General features: G+C 67.4%; 12 protein-coding genes. 3 read left to right on the top strand and 9 right to left on the bottom strand.

Translation table 11 applies throughout. From position 1 onward, the window contains the following. The first annotated feature begins 64 nt into the window (after positions 1-64). A complete protein-coding gene (locus tag RSO01_RS06910; RefSeq protein ID WP_147147546.1) occupies positions 65-3,436 on the top strand; it encodes a carboxyl transferase domain-containing protein in 3,372 nt (1,123 codons plus the stop codon). Between the two features lie 150 nt (positions 3,437-3,586). Here the strand turns inward: RSO01_RS06910 and RSO01_RS06905 are convergent, their stop codons facing one another. From RSO01_RS06905 to RSO01_RS06895, 3 genes are read right to left on the bottom strand one after another with little or no spacing between them, the layout of a single operon-like run. Further along, entirely contained in the window at positions 3,587-4,072 is a 486-nt protein-coding gene (locus tag RSO01_RS06905; RefSeq protein WP_147147543.1) for a hypothetical protein, read from the bottom strand. 30 nt (positions 4,073-4,102) lie between these two features. Then, a complete protein-coding gene (locus tag RSO01_RS06900; RefSeq protein WP_147147542.1) occupies positions 4,103-4,624 on the bottom strand; it encodes a Zn-ribbon domain-containing OB-fold protein in 522 nt (173 codons plus the stop codon). 17 nt (positions 4,625-4,641) lie between these two features. After that, positions 4,642-5,898, bottom strand: coding sequence for a thiolase C-terminal domain-containing protein (locus RSO01_RS06895; protein WP_147147540.1), 1,257 nt, complete (start codon positions 5,896-5,898; stop codon positions 4,642-4,644). 106 nt (positions 5,899-6,004) lie between these two features. Between RSO01_RS06895 and RSO01_RS06890 the strand changes: the two genes are divergently transcribed. Continuing rightward, on the top strand, positions 6,005-6,955 hold the full coding sequence (locus RSO01_RS06890) for an SMP-30/gluconolactonase/LRE family protein (RefSeq protein ID WP_246158158.1): 951 nt from the start codon (positions 6,005-6,007) through the stop codon (positions 6,953-6,955). 61 nt (positions 6,956-7,016) lie between these two features. On the opposite strand, the gene RSO01_RS06885 is transcribed toward RSO01_RS06890, so the two are convergent. Genes RSO01_RS06885 through RSO01_RS06865 form a run of 5 tightly spaced genes read right to left on the bottom strand, consistent with a single transcriptional unit; the run spans position 7,017 to position 12,422 of the window. Beyond that, positions 7,017-8,582, bottom strand: a complete 1,566-nt coding sequence (locus RSO01_RS06885; protein ID WP_147147536.1) for an ABC transporter substrate-binding protein — start codon at positions 8,580-8,582, stop codon at positions 7,017-7,019. Further along, positions 8,579-9,580, bottom strand: a complete 1,002-nt coding sequence (locus tag RSO01_RS06880; protein ID WP_147147534.1) for an ABC transporter ATP-binding protein — start codon at positions 9,578-9,580, stop codon at positions 8,579-8,581. Before RSO01_RS06880 ends, RSO01_RS06885 begins: the two co-directional genes overlap by 4 nt. Next, positions 9,577-10,569: an ABC transporter ATP-binding protein gene (locus tag RSO01_RS06875; protein WP_147147532.1), complete on the bottom strand. Its 993-nt coding sequence runs from the start codon at positions 10,567-10,569 to the stop codon at positions 9,577-9,579. Before RSO01_RS06875 ends, RSO01_RS06880 begins: the two co-directional genes overlap by 4 nt. Then, the gene (locus tag RSO01_RS06870; protein ID WP_147147530.1) at positions 10,566-11,471 is read right to left on the bottom strand and encodes an ABC transporter permease; all 906 of its coding nucleotides are present in this window, start codon (positions 11,469-11,471) and stop codon (positions 10,566-10,568) included. The genes RSO01_RS06875 and RSO01_RS06870 overlap by 4 nt, the downstream gene beginning before the upstream one ends. 9 nt (positions 11,472-11,480) lie before the next feature. Next, the gene (locus RSO01_RS06865; protein WP_147147528.1) at positions 11,481-12,422 is read right to left on the bottom strand and encodes an ABC transporter permease; all 942 of its coding nucleotides are present in this window, start codon (positions 12,420-12,422) and stop codon (positions 11,481-11,483) included. Between the two features lie 206 nt (positions 12,423-12,628). Here RSO01_RS06865 and RSO01_RS06860 point away from each other — a divergent pair, with 206 nt between their 5' ends. Beyond that, positions 12,629-13,663, top strand: coding sequence for a LacI family DNA-binding transcriptional regulator (locus RSO01_RS06860; RefSeq protein WP_147147526.1), 1,035 nt, complete (start codon positions 12,629-12,631; stop codon positions 13,661-13,663). A gap of 5 nt (positions 13,664-13,668) precedes the next feature. Here the strand turns inward: RSO01_RS06860 and RSO01_RS06855 are convergent, their stop codons facing one another. Further along, entirely contained in the window at positions 13,669-15,342 is a 1,674-nt protein-coding gene (locus RSO01_RS06855) for a thiamine pyrophosphate-binding protein (protein ID WP_147147524.1), read from the bottom strand. Positions 15,343-15,453: the final 111 nt, after the last annotated feature.

Raw genomic sequence — 15,453 nt, 5'->3', positions numbered from 1 at the left:
GCTTCCAGCGCGCTCATGAGCGCGCTGGAAGCGCGCGGTCCGGAAGACTCCGAGGAGAATAGACATGTTCAAGCGCGTCCTGATCGCCAATCGCGGCGAGATCGCGATCCGCATCGCCCGGGCGGCGGCGTCGCTCGGCGTCGATTCGGTGGCGATCTTCACCCAGCCTGATTCGATGTCGCTGCACACCAGGCTGGCGGGCTCGGCGCGCGAGATCGGCGGTGACGCCATACGCGGCTACCTCGACATCGAAGCGATCATCGCCGCCGCCAAGGCCAGTGGCAGCGATTGCGTCCATCCCGGCTACGGCTTCCTGTCGGAGAACACCCTCTTTGCCGAGCGCTGCAAGGCCGAAGGGCTGCGCTTCATCGGACCGTCGCCCAAAAGCCTGAAACTGTTCGGCGACAAGGTCGCAGCCCGGGCCTTTGCCGAGGCGCAGGGCATTCCCGTCATTCCGGGTGCGCCTGCGCTGGCTTCGGCCAAAGAGGCCAAGGAGCGCGCCAAGTCCATCGGCTATCCGGTGATGCTGAAAGCCTCGGCCGGCGGCGGCGGGCGCGGCATGCGTGCCGTGACCAGGCCAGAGGAAATGGACGACGCCTTCGCACGCTGCCAGAGCGAGGCCGAGGCCGCCTTCGGCGATCGCGCCGTGTTCCTGGAGAAGATCGTGCCCAGGCCGCGCCATATCGAGGTGCAGGTGCTGGGCGACGGCAAGGGCAACGTCGTGCATCTCTTCGAGCGCGACTGCTCGGTGCAATTGCGCAACCAGAAGGTCATCGAAGTGGCGCCCGCGCCCAACCTCGATGCCGGCCTGCGGCAGCGCATCCTCGACGATGCCGTGACACTCGCCCGCGCCGCCGAGTACGAGAATGCCGGCACGGTCGAGTTCCTGGTCAATCCCGAGACCGGCGAGCACTTCTTCATCGAGTGCAATCCCCGCATCCAGGTCGAGCACACCATCACCGAGCAGGTCATGGGTTTCGACCTTGTCGAGGCACAGTTCCGCGTCGCCGCCGGGGCCACTCTCACAGCCCTTGGCCTCGCCGACCAGAAGGCGGTCGGCACGCCGCGCGGCTTTGCCGTCCAGGCGCGCGTGGTGGCGCAGGGCACGGGCACGCTCAGCGCCTATCGCGAGCCGTCCGGGCCGGGCGTCCGGGTCGATGCCTGCGGCTACGTCGGCCTGGTGCCGCCGCCGCAATTTGATCCCCTCCTCGCCAAGCTCATATGCCAATCCGGGTCCTCGGGCTGCTTCGACTCCGCCGTCGACCGCACGTGCCGCGCCCTCGACGAGTTCCACATCGTCGGCGTGCCGACCAACGGCGACCAGCTGCGCGCGATCCTGGCCCATCCGGAGTTCCGCGCCGGCAATGCGCGCACGACATTGCTCGCCGAGGCGATCGAGCCCGCGAAGGCGAAGACAGGCGCGCTGAAATTCCTCGACCAGCAGGTCGAGAGCCTAGGGCGCGGCCGCGGCGCCGGCGCGCCGCCTCCCCGGCCCCTGCCGGTGCCAACCGGGCACGAGGCCATCGAAAGCCCGCATGCGGGCTCAGTCGTCGACATCAAGGCGCGCGAAGGCGCCGAGGTTAAGGCGGGCGACCTGCTGTTCGTCGTCAGCGCCATGAAGATGGAGACCTCCGTCGCAGCGCCCTGCTCCGGCACGGTGACCACGTTGGCGCCAATCGCGGTCGGCGACGCTGTCGATGGCAGCCAGATCCTCGCCGTGATCAAGCCGGCCGCCGGCGCGACCCGCGCTGCTCCGGCGACAGCGGCGGACGAAGGCTGGCAGCCGATGCTGAACAAGGTCTCGGCCCTGCAGGCGATTGCCCACAAGCGGCTGGCGCCCGGCTCGACCGATCCTGGCGTGGTGCGCCAGCGCAATCGCCGCAAGCTCACCTGCCGCGAACGGATCGACGGGCTGCTCGATCGCGGCAGCTTCCGCGAGGTCGGCAGCCTGGCGGGCTTCGCCACCTTTGACGAGGACGGCAACGTCGCGGAGTTCACGCCGGCGAGCCATGTCGGCGGCCAGGGCCGCATCGACAACCGCCCCTGCATCGTCTGCGCCGACGACTTCACCTCGCGCGGCGGCCATGCCGACGGCGCGATCGGCCACAAGTCGCGCTATCTCGACCAGCTCTCGATCGAATTGCGCACACCCTCGATCCGCCTGCTCGACGGCTCGTCGGGCGGCGGCAGCGTCGCCACCATGGTGCCCAAGCAGGACGGCCAGACAACGGGATCTGCCGCAGCCAAGGAGAGCACCGGCGCCATCAAGGCCGGCCGACCCCGCGTGGTCGGCGGCGGCGGCTCGTTCCTGCCCGGCCATCTCGGCAGCACCTTCTATACCGAGCAGCTCGCCTCGGTGCCGGTCGTCAACATGCTTTTAGGCAGCGTGGTCGGCATCGGCGCGGCCAAGGCGGTGCTCGGCCACTTCTCGGTGATGGTGCGCGACATCTCGCAGCTCTTCGTCGCCGGCCCGCCGGTGGTCAGCCACGCCATGGGCTACGACGTCACCAAGGAAGACCTCGGCGGCTGGCACATCCACTGCCGCAACGGCTCGGTCGACAATCTCGCCGAGTCCGAGGAAGAGGCGATGGCGCAGACGCGGCGCTTCCTGTCGTACCTGCCGTCGAGCGTCTACGAGGCGCCGCCGGTCACGACATCCGGTGATCCGGCCAACCGCCGCGAGGAAGAGCTGCTGACCCTGGTGCCGCGTAAGCGCACGGCGACGTTCGATGTGCGGCGCGCCATCTGGCTGCTGGCCGACAAGGATTCCTTCTTCGAAGTCGGGCCGCTGTGGGGCACCGACCAGGTCACGGGCTTCGTGCGCATGAACGGCTATCCGATGGGTGTCATCGCCTCGGACAGCCGGCATGTGAATGGCGGCGCGCTGACGGCGGATGGTTGCGACAAGCTCAAGCGTCATCTCGACGTGTGCGATCTCTTCCATCTGCCGGTGCTGAACCTCGTGGACAATCCGGGCTTCGCCGTCGGCATCGAGCATGAGATCGCCGGCACCATCCGCAAGGGTGGCGAATGGATGGTGGCCTTCGCCCAGGTCACGGTGCCGATCTTCACGGTGCTGATGCGCCGAAGCTTCGGCGTGGCCGGCAACAACTATGCGACGCCGCGCTCGGCCGCGTCGGCGCGCGTGACCTGGCCGTCGGCCGATGTCGGGGGCATCCCGCCCGAGGGCGGCATCGAGGCGGCCTACAAGCGCCAGCTCGCCGAGGCGGCCGATCCGGCCGCCCTGCGCGCCGAGATCAATGCCCGCATCGAGAGCGTGCGCGGGCCGATCGGGCCGCTGAACCGGTTCGAGATCGAGGAGATGATCGACCCGCGCGACACGCGCCAGCTCGCCTGCGAATGGGTCGCCGACGCCTGGCGCCTGATCAGCCAGCCGTCACGACTGGCGCCGCGGCCGCTGCAGTTCAGGCCTTAATCTTGCCGGAGCGCGGACCTCCTGGTCCGCTCATATCTGTCGTCCTGAGCGCAGCGAAGGACCTCATCGCCGGTTGCAATCGGCATGAGATCCTTCGCTGCGCTCAGGATGACAAGATGCGGACCTGGAGGTCCGCGCTCCGGCAATGAGCTACCAGTTGCGGAAGCCGTTGTGCCAGCCGTTGCCCCACGGGCCGCCGAATATGCCGCCCAGGATGCCGCCGATGATGCCGCCGTTGCCCCAGCCCCCGTTGCCCCAACCGCCGTTGTGCCAGCCATTGCCCCAGCCGCCATTGTGCCAGCCGTTGCCCCAGCCACCATTGTGCCAGCCGCCGTTGCGCCAACCACCGTTGTGCCAGCCGCCATTGCGCCAGCCGTTACCCCACCAGGCGAGCTTGGTCTCGGGGTCGACGCCGACATAGGGCTCGGATTTTTCCATCGCCTCTTTCCAGGCATCCGTCACCGACCCGCGCAGCGCCTCCAGGCGGGTGGCGACCGACTTGTCTTCCGCCGGCGCCTCGGTCGTCGCCGCGGCTGCGTCGGCGGCGGCAAGGGCGATCGACAGCCCTATGACACCGCTCGGCAGCAGGTTGGCCAGGGCTTCGATGGAACGGCGGTCCTTGGGCTTGTCAGCCATGCATGATCCCTTTCGTGGCGCGAGCTTGCCCTACTCCTGCGGATAACGCCACGGTTTGTCGGGCTGCTTGGTGCCCTCGTCGATCGTCCATTGCGGTATCGCGAGCCCGGGGCCTGCGTCGGAGAACACCATGCGGACCCGCGTGCCGATGCCGACTTTGCGCACCATGTCGGGTGGTGCCAGCTTGCCATCTGGCGTCGTGAGGTTGCCGACCACGCGCAGGGCCTCGTGCTCGGTGGGCTTGCCCTTCTGGGTGTCGAGATCGACCACCAGGATGAGATACGGCGTATGCGCCTTGAAGGCAGGCTGAATGGCGTGATGAACCTCGGTGTAGGAATGCACCGCGCCCTTGGCGTCGACCGGCACCCACTCCGACTTGGGGCTCATGCACCACGGACAGGCCGTGGTCGGCGGATAGCGCAGCAATCCGCACTTGGCGCACTTCTGGAGGTGGAAGTTGTGCGCCGAGCAATGCTTGAAGAAGGCGAGGTTCTCGACGTCGAGATCGTCGAGTTGCAGCGGCATGCCGAGATAGGTGGTCTGGATTCCCATGGTTCTCTCCCCTTCCCTTAGCCGCGCCGCATGACCATGGCCGAGCCCGTACCGGGATTGGCCCAGCCCAGGTTGGCCGACACCTCGCAGTTCTTGACCTGGCGGCAACCGCCCTCGCGGTAGTCGTAGGTGTGCTGGCGCTTGCCGTCGGGCCCGATCGGACAGGAATCGTCGGCGTCGTGCCTGAGCTGCCGCACGTTCTCGATCACCATGTTCATCCCGTGCGTATAGCCCTCGCAGAGATGGCCGCCGCTGGTGTTGTTGGGTCGCCGGCCGCCCAGCCGCATCGTGCCGTTGCTCACGTAGTCACCGCCCTCGCCCTTCTTGCAGAAGCCGTAATCCTCGAGCTGCAGCATGGTGGTGAAGGTGAAGGCGTCGTAGGAGCCGGTGATGTCGATGTCCTCGGGCCCGACGCCGGAGTTCGGCCACAGGATGTCCTTGGCGTAGTGGCCAGCGACGGTCGAGATGGGGCCGGTCTGGTAGTGCATGTCGGTGCGCGGCTTGCTGCAGCGCCCGACGACGCCCCTGATCAAGGCGCGCGGGTGGCGGCAGTCCTTGGCCCGGTCGGCGCTGGTCACGACCACGGCCGTGGCGTTGTCAGTCTCCACGCAGCAATCGAGCAGATGCAATGGCTTGCAGATGATGCGGCTCGCCAGCACCTCGTCGACGGTGAAGCGCTTCTTGTAGAAGGCCTTCGGGTTGTTCGAGGCGTGCTCGCTGTGGATCGCCTTGACGGTGGCGACCTGCTCGGGCCGCGTGCCGTAGTCATACATGTGGCGCATGAAGGTCGGCGAGAACATCTGGCCGGCGCTCTGCCAGCCGTAGGCGCGCATGTGCAGGGCATCGCCCGATACCGGCGCCGCGGCGCGCGCGCCGGTGCCGCCGATGCGCACCTGGCTGAACCCGTTCATGGCGCGGAAGATCACCACGGCCTTGCACATGCCGGCTTCCATCAGGCCGATCGCCATGCCGATCAGCGCCTCGGTCGACGAGCCGCCGCCGAAAACGTCCATGTAGAAGTTGAGTCGGAGGCCCAGATCGCCGGCGATGAACGTCGAGAACGTCGAATCGCCGGACTGGTACGACAACATGCCGTCGATGTCGGATGCCTTCAGGCCGGCATCCTCGATGGCGTTGCGCACCGCCCAGGTGCCGAGCGCGCGCGTCGTTATTCCGGAGCCGCGCGTGTAGGTCGTCTCGCCCACGCCGACGATGGCGTACTTGTCGCGAAGGTACTTGGGACTCGTGGTGTCGGTCTCAGCCGGCATCGGCATGGCGTTTCCCCTTTGCTTGACCACTGGACAGTACAATACGACGGTGACGAACGGACGTCGGCGTCCGCAGTCCGCATTGCGGCTTTGGAATGAGGGGGAAACTGAAGTGAGCTCCAATCCGTCGCGCTGGGAATCCTCGGCGCCGATCCGCTATCCCGATCCCGATATAATCGTGCTCGACCCGCGATTCCGGCATCTAGTGGTGCCGATGGCCGCCATCGAGCGCATCGCCACCGGCTTTCGCTTCACCGAAGGGCCGGCCTACTACGGCGATGGCCGCTATTTGCTGTTCTCCGACATTCCCAACGACGCACTGCTGCGCTGGGACGAGATCACCGGCGCGGTCGCCACGCTGCGCAATCCGGCGGGCTACCCGGACGGCAACACGCGCGACCGCCAGGGCCGGCTGATCACCTGCGAGCTCGGCAGCCGCACGCTGACCCGCACCGAGCATGACGGCACGGTGACAGTGCTCGCCTCCTCCTTCCAGAACACGCGGCTCACCGGCCCCAACGATGTAGTCGTCAAATCCGACGGCTCGATCTGGTTCAGCGACAACGGCGCCGGCATCCGCGGCAACTATATGGGCGACAAGGCGCCCAAGGAGATGCCCTACCGCGTCTATCGCCTCGATCCCCAGAGCGGCGCGCTGACCATAGCGGTGGACGACATGGAGCGGCCGAACGGGCTCGCCTTCTCGCCCGACGAGAAGAAGCTCTATGTCGTCGACACGCCGGACGGCCCCAGGTCGACGCGCGTTTACGACGTGCAGGGCGACAAGGCCGTCAACGGCCGGCTGTTCTTCGACGGCAAGGGTTTCGCCGACGGCATCCGTATAGATACCGAGGGCAACGTATGGGCGGGCTTCTCCGGTGGCGAGGGCGAGGACGGCGTGGCGGTGTTCGCGCCCGACGGCACGCTGATCGGCCGCATCCTGCTGCCCGAGCGCTGCGCCAACCTCTGCTTCGGCGGCCGCAAGCGCAACCGGCTGTTCATGACGGCGAGCCAGTCGGTGTATGCGCTCTACGTCGAGGCGATCGGGGTCGCGGGGGGCTGATCCTCATGCTCTTCCGGACCGCGAGCCTCCGGCTCGCGGTCCGGAAGATAGCTCCGCACGCCTATTTCAGCGAGATGTTCCAGTACACCGGGACCGCCGCCTTGGGCGCACCCTCGACGTTCGAGCGCATGGCGCGCACCAGATAGAGCTGCGCCGCTGGCCAGTAGGGTCCGACCTCCACCGCCCGGAGCTGGATGGCCTTGGCCAGCTCCTTCTTTTTCTGCAGGTCGGTGGCGAGCGAGAACTCCGCCCGCAGCTTCTCGATTTCCTCATCACAAGGCCAGCCGAACCACGCCTTGTCGCAGTTCGACCGCAGGCCGAGGTGTCCGGCGGGATCCATCATGTCCGCCCCGGTCGGTCCCGACATGAACAGCGACCATCCGCCCTTGTCGACCGTCGCCTTCGAAGCGCGGCGCCCGACGAGCGTGCCCCAGTCCATCGCCTGCGGCTCGACCTTGAGGCCGATGTCGCGCATCAGCTGCTCGGCGACAAGGCTGAAGGTGTTGGTCGGCCCGCTCTCGGTCGCATGGAGTACCACGACGGGCGTGCCGTCATAGCCGCTTTCGACGATCAGCTTCTTCGCCTTTGCCAAGTCCGGCTTCACCCAGCCCGCATCCGTGAAATAGGGCGAGGAGCACATGTAAAAGCTCGGGCAGTTCTTGTAGAGGGTCGGGTCCATCACATAGGCCTGGGCGAACATCTCCTGGTCGATCATGTACCGGATGGCCTGGCGCACCTTCGGATTGTTGAACGGCGGCACGAGCGTGTTCATGCGAAAGACCATCTGCATGCCCATCGTGTCCTGCGGCGCCGTGCGGATCTTGGCATTGCCCTTCAGCATCGGCAGGAAGTCGGGCGGCACCTCCTCGAAGATGTCGATCTCGCCTGCCTGCAGCGCGTTGAGCGCCGTTTGCGCGTCGGGGATGTAGCGCCACTCGACGCGGTCGACCTTTGCCGTCTTGCCGCCGGCGAGGCCGCTCGGCGGCTCGCCCCTCGGAACGTAGTTCGGATTCCTGACATAGACGACCTTGGAGCCCGGCACCCACTCTTCGCGCTTCATGATGAAAGGGCCGGAGCCGGTCGCATCGGTGATGGCGGTATCCGCCGGCGTCTTGGCGATGCCAGCCGGCATGATGAAGGGCACGTTCGAGCTCGGCTTGCCGAGCGCTTCCAGCACCAGGCCCCACGGCTGTGTCAGCGCGAGCGTCACGGTGCGATCGTCATTCGCCGTGAGGCTTTTGGTCAACGCCATGAGCTGCTGGCCAAGCCCATCGCGCTTGCCCCAGCGCTCCAGCGAAGCGACGACGTCGGCGGCGGTCACCGGCGTGCCGTTGTGGAAAGCAAGCTTGTCGCGCAGCACGAACGTGTAGACCAGGCCGTCGGGGCTGACCTGCCAGCGCTCGAGCATCTGCGGCTTGATCTGCATCACCTCGTCGAGGGCGAACAGCGTGTCGTAGACCATGTAGCCGTGGTTGCGGACCATGTAGTCCGACGTGATCACGGGATCGATCTGCTTGAGATCGCCGAACGGGCGAACGCGCAGGACGCTCTCGGCAGCGGCGGGTGCCGCCGAGGCGATGGTTCCCACCGCCGCGAGCGCTGCGATCACTTGCTTGAGCCGGTTCATGTCGTCGTTCCTCCAGTTGTCATTTCATTCGCGTGGATGTGATGGCAGGCTGCGGCATGCCCATGCCGCACGGTCACGAGCGGCGGCGGCTCCCGGGAACAGATGTCGGTCGCGAGCGGACAGCGCGTGCGGAAGGGGCAACCGATCGGCAGCGCAGCGGCGCTCGGCACCTCGCCGTCGAGCAAAGCCCGCCGCCGGCGTTCACGCGGGTGTGATGCGGGAATGGCGCCGATGAGGGCCTGCGTATAGGGATGTGCCGGCGTGTCGAAGACCGAGCGGACAGGCCCCTTCTCGACGATGCGCCCGAGGTACATCACGGCGATCTCGTCGGCGAGATAGCGGACCACGGACAAGTCATGGGAAATGAAGAGGTAGGCGACGCCGGTCTCGCGCTGCAGATCCTTGAGGAGATTGAGGATCTGCGAGCGGATCGAGACGTCGAGCGCCGCCACGGCTTCGTCGGCGACGATGACGGCCGGCTTGGCAGCGAGCGCCCGCGCGATGCCGAGTCGCTGGCGTTGGCCGCCCGACATGTGGTGCGGCAGCCGGTCGAGAAACGTCTGGGGCAGGCCGACCTGGTCGAAGAGCTGGCGGACCCGTCGTCGGCGGGTGGCGGCATCGCCGAGGCCGAAATTGACGAGCGGCTCGGCGACGATCGCCTCCGCCGTCATGCGGGCATTGAGGCAGGCAAAGGGATCCTGGAACACCATCTGCACGCGCTGGCGCTTGCGACGCAGCGCCTCTCCCGACAGACGTGTGAAGTCCTCGCCCTCGACCGTGATGCTGCCGGCATTCGGTATGGCAAGCCGTACCACCATCCGCCCGATCGTCGTCTTGCCGCAGCCACTTTCACCAACGAGCGCCAGCGTGCGAGAGGCCTCGACGGTGAAGCTCACGTCCTCGACAGCGCGCACCACACGCCGGCCGAGAAGCCCGAAAGGACCGCGCCGCGCAGCAAAGGTCTTGCTGAGATGAGCCACTTCGAGGGCGGGCGTCATGCCGGCTGTTCCACGGGTAGATGCCCGAGCCAGCAGGCGGCGCTGTGGCGGCTCCCCCGCGGACCGAGGACCGGCCGCTTCTCGCCGCAGATCGGCATTGCAAGGCCGCAGCGCTCGGCGAAGGAGCAACCACGGTCGAGCTTCGCCGGGACCGGCACGGTGCCGGGAATCTCGGCGAGACGTTCGATATCGGGCTTCAGGAGCTGCCGGATGGCATCGAGCAGCCCGCGCGTGTAGGGGTGGGTCGGCTGATCGAACAGCTGCTCGACCGGCGCCTCCTCCACCGCCCGACCGGCATAGAGGACGAGGACGCGATCGGCCATCTCGGCGACGACGCCGAGATCATGGGTGATGAGCAGGAGCGCTGTGCCGAACTCGCGGCGCAGCTCGTCCATCAACGCGAGCACCTGCGCCTGAATGGTGACGTCGAGCGCGGTCGTCGGCTCGTCGGCAATGAGCAGTGCCGGCCGCAGGGCAAGCGCCATGGCGATCATGACGCGCTGGCGCATGCCGCCGGACAACTGGTGAGGGAAGTCGCGCGCGCGGCGCGCGGCATCGGGAATACGCACAAGGTCGAGCAGGCGTACCGCCTCGCGCTCGGCCTCCCGTTCGCTCGTGCCGCGATGCTCGACGATGACCTCCGAAATCTGGCGGCCGACCTGCTGCACCGGATTGAGCGAGGTCATCGGCTCCTGGAAGACCATGGCGAGGCGGTCGCCACGCAGACGGCGCATGGCCTCGGCATCTGCCGAGAGCAGGTCGCGCCCTTCGAAGAAGATACCCCCTCCGCTCGCACGCATGATCCTGCGGTTGAGCAGGCCGATGATGGCGAGCGCCGTGAGGCTCTTGCCGCAACCGCTCTCGCCGACGAGGCAGAGCGTCTCGCCCGCTGCGATCTCGAACGAGAGGCTTTTGACGAGGGGCAGCGACCCGCCATCGGAGGCGAGCGAAATCGTGAGATCCTCGACCTTCAGTAGTGGCGCAGTCATCGCGTCACTCCTGCAGCACTCGGCGCCAGACTCGGGTCGAGCATGTCGCGCCATACGTCGCCAAGAAGGTTGACGGAGAGCACGACGAGCGCGAGTCCGAGCGCCGGGAAACCGAGAATCCAGGGCGCCAGCTGCAGATACTGTCGCCCCTCGGCCATCATGTTGCCCCAGCTCGGCACGTTCGGCGGCGTGCCGGCGCCGAGGAAGGACAGGATTGCCTCGAGGATCATCGCCGAGGCGAAGACGTAGGTCGCTTGCACCAGGATCGGCCCCGCCGCCCCGGGCAGGATGTGGCGCAGCAGGATCGAATGCACGCGCCCGCCACAGGTGATGGCTGCCTCGACATAGGCCTGCTCGCGCAGGACCAGGACGCTGGCCCGCACCATGCGGGCCATGCGGGGGATCTCGGGCACGCTGATCGCCGTCACGATGACGAGTGGCGAGGAGCCGACGAGGGCAACGAGTGCGATGGCGAGGAGAATGGCCGGGATCGCCATGACCGCGTCCATCGCCCGCATGATCACCGTGTCGGCGAGCCGGAAATAGCCGGCGACGATACCGACGAGCACGCCGACCACCGTCGTCGTGATGGCGACGGCGAAGCCGACGCCAAGCGAAATGCGCGCACCCCACAGCGTGCGGTCGAAGACCGAGCGTCCGACGTGATCGGTGCCGAACCACTGCGTGGCGGAGGGCGGCTTGAGCCGCCTCGGCGGGTTGAGCGTCCCCGGATCTCCGGCAAGCCACGGGCTCAGCAGCGCCACTGCGACGAAGAGAAGCAGAATACCGCTGCTGACGGCAAGGACTGGCCGATGTGCGACGAAGCGCACCGTGCGTGCCGCCAAGGATCGGCCGCGTGCCAGCCCCCGTCCCGTCGAGTCGGATGAGACCGTGATCGCCATCGCCGCGCCTCAGTACCTGATGCGCGGGTCGACCAGCACGTAGGCGATGTCGACGGCGAGGTTGACGGCCACATAGACGGTCGAGAACAGCAGGATCAGCGCCTGCACCACGGGATAGTCGCGGCGCAGGATGGAATCGGCGGTGAGCCGGCCGAGGCCGGGAATGCTGAACACCGTCTCGGTCACCACCACGCCGCCGAGCAGGGCGGCAAAGCCGATGCCGATGATGGTGATGACAGGTACGGCGGCGTTGCGCAGTACGTGCCGCGTCAGGATCAGGCGCGCGGCGAGGCCCTTGGCGTGGGCGGTGCGCACATAGTCCTCACGCAGCACCTCGAGCACCGCCGCCCGCGTCACCCGCGCGATGAGCGCGATGTAAAGAAACGACACCGCGACCGCCGGCAGCACCAGCGAATGCAGCGTGCCGGCGAGACCTTCCGACAGCGGCACGTAGCTCTGCACGGGAAACCAGCCGAGGCCGAGCGCAAAGACGTAGACCAGCCCGAAAGCGACGACGAAGACGGGCAGTGAGAATCCGAGCACCGCTCCCGCCATGGTAAGCCGGGCCACGATGCCTGTCGGGTGATAGGCGGAGACGAGTCCAAGCGGCACGGCGACGGTGACTGCGATGACGATGGTCATCAATGCCAGCACCAGCGTCGGCTCGATGCGCTGCACGATGAGCTCGGAGACGGCGATTCCCGAGAAGAGCGAGTTGCCGAAATCGCCTGTCAGCATGTGGCCGAGCCAAGTGACGAAGCGCTCGACTAGTGGCCGGTCGAGCGCCAGCGAGCGGCGGATTGCCTCCACCTGCTCAGGCGTGGCGAGGTCGCCCGCGATGACCACCGCCGGGTCGCCCGGCACGAGACTGAGGAGCAGGAAGACGAAGGCCGCCACCGCGGAGAGAACGGGGATCGCGGCGAGCAGACGCCCGAGAACGTAGGCGATCATGAGCACCCCCGCGTGGCTGCGCTGCGGCGCGAACGACGGTCATCGGCGGCTCGCGCCACAATCCCCTCCCATTTGGTAGTTAAACGTTTTTTTAAGACTACACGAACGGGCATTAGACGCAAGATGAATGGATTTAAAGGGGATAAACTTGCAGCCTCCCTTCCATATCGGCTAATATGTAAAAACGTTTTTATGCTGGAGGATCAATGAGTGGCGCCGTGCTGCCGACAATCCGCGAAGTCGCGCGGCTGGCCGGCGTATCCGTGGCCACCGTCTCCAAGGCGCTGAACGACTCAGGCAAGGTCAGTGAGGCGCTGCGCGAACGCGTTGACACTGCCGCCCGCACGCTGGGCTATGCGCCGCACGCCAGCGCCCGCAGCCTGCGCAGCGGTGCGACGCGCATTCTCGGCCTGCTCGTCGCCGACATTACCAATCCGTTCTTCCTCAAGCTCGTCGAGCACATCGAGCAGCTGGCCAGTGCGGCGGGCTATTCCGTCATCTTGTGCAACAGCAGCGAGGACGCGGAGCGCGAGGAGCGGCATCTCGGGATGCTTCTGTCCCAGCGCGTCGACGGCATCCTGCTGATTCCAGTACGAGACAGCTGGCGCGGCCGCATCGGCGCGCTGGCACGCCTGCCGCAGCCGCTGGTGCTCGTCGACCGCATGCTGGACGGGCTCGAGGCCGATTCCGTCACGATCGACAACCGCATGGCCGGGTATCTCGCCGGAGAGCATCTCTTGCGGCTCGGGCACCGGCACGTCGCCATCGTCATGGGTTCGCCCGAGCACCCGATCGCCCGCCATCGGCTCGACGGGTTCCGCGAAGCCCTCGCCACGGGTGGCATCGCCCTCGACGAACAACTGATCGCCAGGAACTGCTTCAACGAAGAGGCGGCCTATCGAGCGGTGCTCGCCCTCCTCGACCGCGCCGAACGGCCGACGGCAATCCTCGCCACGAACAACCACCTCACGCTCGGCCTGCTGCGCGCCGTTACGGATCGCGCGCTTGCGATGCCGGACGCCCTGTCGGTGATCGCCGTCGACGATCTGCCGTTCTCCGCCATCATGAGGCCGGGCCTCACGGTGGTCATGCAGCCGTCAGCCGCGATCGCGGAAGCCGCCATCTCCGGCCTTCTCGACCGCATCGGCGGCCGCGCTCCGGAGGGCAGCGCGAGAGCCGTCGTCCTCGAACCGCGCCTTGCCGTGCGGGGCTCGACCGCAGCGCCGCCGCGCCGAGCCTGATCGAATCAGTGTTTCCTCGTCTCGAATTCGTGGAACTCGCTCATGAACGGCGCGGCCACCGCGGCGTTCAGCTTGCAGTCGAGCAGCACGGGACCCTCGGGCTTGGCCAATAGTGGCGCCATCTTCTTCAGGTCGTCCAGCGTCCGGATGGTCGCTGCCTGGAAGCCGAAGGCCTCGGCGATCGGCGCATAGTCGACGTCGGGGAATACCGACTTCGCCACCGGCAGGTCGCGCATCTTCAAGAAGTGCAGCTCCGCGCCATAGGCGCAGTCGTTCATCAGCACGATCACCAGCGGCAGGTCCTCGCGTACCACCGTCTCGAGCTCGCCGAGCGTCATCAGGAAGCCTCCGTCGCCCACGACCAGCACGGTGGTCTCGTCGGGCCGCGCCTTGGCGACGCCGAGCGCCGTGCCGAAGCCCATGCCGATCGAAGCGAAGTCGCTGGTCAGCTTGAAATGGCCGGGTCCTGGCACCGAAAGATACGGCACGATGCCGAGGAAATTGCCGGCGTCGTAGACGAGGTTGCGCTGCTTGGGCAGCAGCTTCTCGAGCGCCGCCCCCAGGGCCCGCGGATCGACCGTGCGCGGCGTGTTGGCGGGCTCGAAGTCGCGGGTGATGTCGAAGCCTGAGAGGAAGCCCAGCGTCTCATCGGAGCGGAACGGCCGGTCGGCATTCGAGCCCGGCGGCAGCGCCTCAAGCAGGGCCTCGGCCGCCAGGCGCGCATCGCCCACCACCGCCACGTCGGCGGGATGCCAGCGGCCGATATGGCTGCGGTCGGCATCGACCTGGATCAGCGGCACCTTGGGCAGCGAATGGCCGAAGCTCATGGTGAGCAGGTTCAGCCCGGCGCCGAACACCAGCACGCAATCGGCCTGGTCGATCAGGCGCCGCGCGGCCGAATGGGAGAACGAGCCGACGATGCCGAGATTGGCCGGATGGCCGCGGAACATGTCCTTGCCGCGCGCCGAGGTCGCCAGAAGCGCGCCGACGCGATCGGCGAGCTGCTCGATCGCGGCCTTGGCGCCGGCGCGATGGGCGCCCATGCCGGCCAGGATCAAGGGCTTGCGGCTCTGGCGCAGCAGGGCCGCTGCTGCCACGATGGCCTGAGGCCGCGGCGGCGCCGGTGGCCGTGGCTTGGCCAGCGCAGGAGGCGGCGGCGCCTTGGCGAGATCGAGCTCGGCCAACTGGACATTGACCGGCAGCAGCAGGGCGGCGGCCCCTCCCTGCAGCGCCGCATTCGCGGCATCGGCCAGCGCACCGCGGGCCGTCTCGGGACTGGTCGCAACGAAGGTGCGGATGCCGGCGGCGCCCAGCACACCGCTGGCGTTGAAACCCTTGTAGTCGGGTCCGAGCGTGTTGACCGCCCCTGACGAGGCCGCCTGCTCGCCGAAAATGATCAGAACGCGCGAGCCGGACCGGCTGGCGTAGGTCGTGGCGTGCAGGCCGTTGGCCGTCGCTGGGCCACGGCCGATCACGGCCACGCCAAGGCCGCCGGTGCCGTAGGAATAGCCTTCGGCCATGGCGATGGCATTGTTCTCGTGACGCGCGCCGTAGAAGCGGATGCCGGAGCTGTCGAGCGCCGTGGCGAAGACGGCCGTGTCGTCGCTCATCAGGCCGAACACCTGTTCGACGCCCAGCGCTTTCAGATCGTCAACGAGGACCTGATAGGTCGCGGCCATGGTCGCCCTCCCGAATCATATTCTGCGGACCGCGGGCCTCCAGGCCCGCTCAAAGTCTTCTTGGGGGCGCGGACCTCCGATCCGCTCATGATCATGAGGCGGACCGGAGGT

The sequence above is a fragment of the Reyranella soli genome, from assembly GCF_007992495.1.
In the GTDB taxonomy this organism is placed as follows: Bacteria; Pseudomonadota; Alphaproteobacteria; order Reyranellales; family Reyranellaceae; genus Reyranella; species Reyranella soli.
This window is presented reverse-complemented; position numbering and strand designations above follow the sequence as displayed.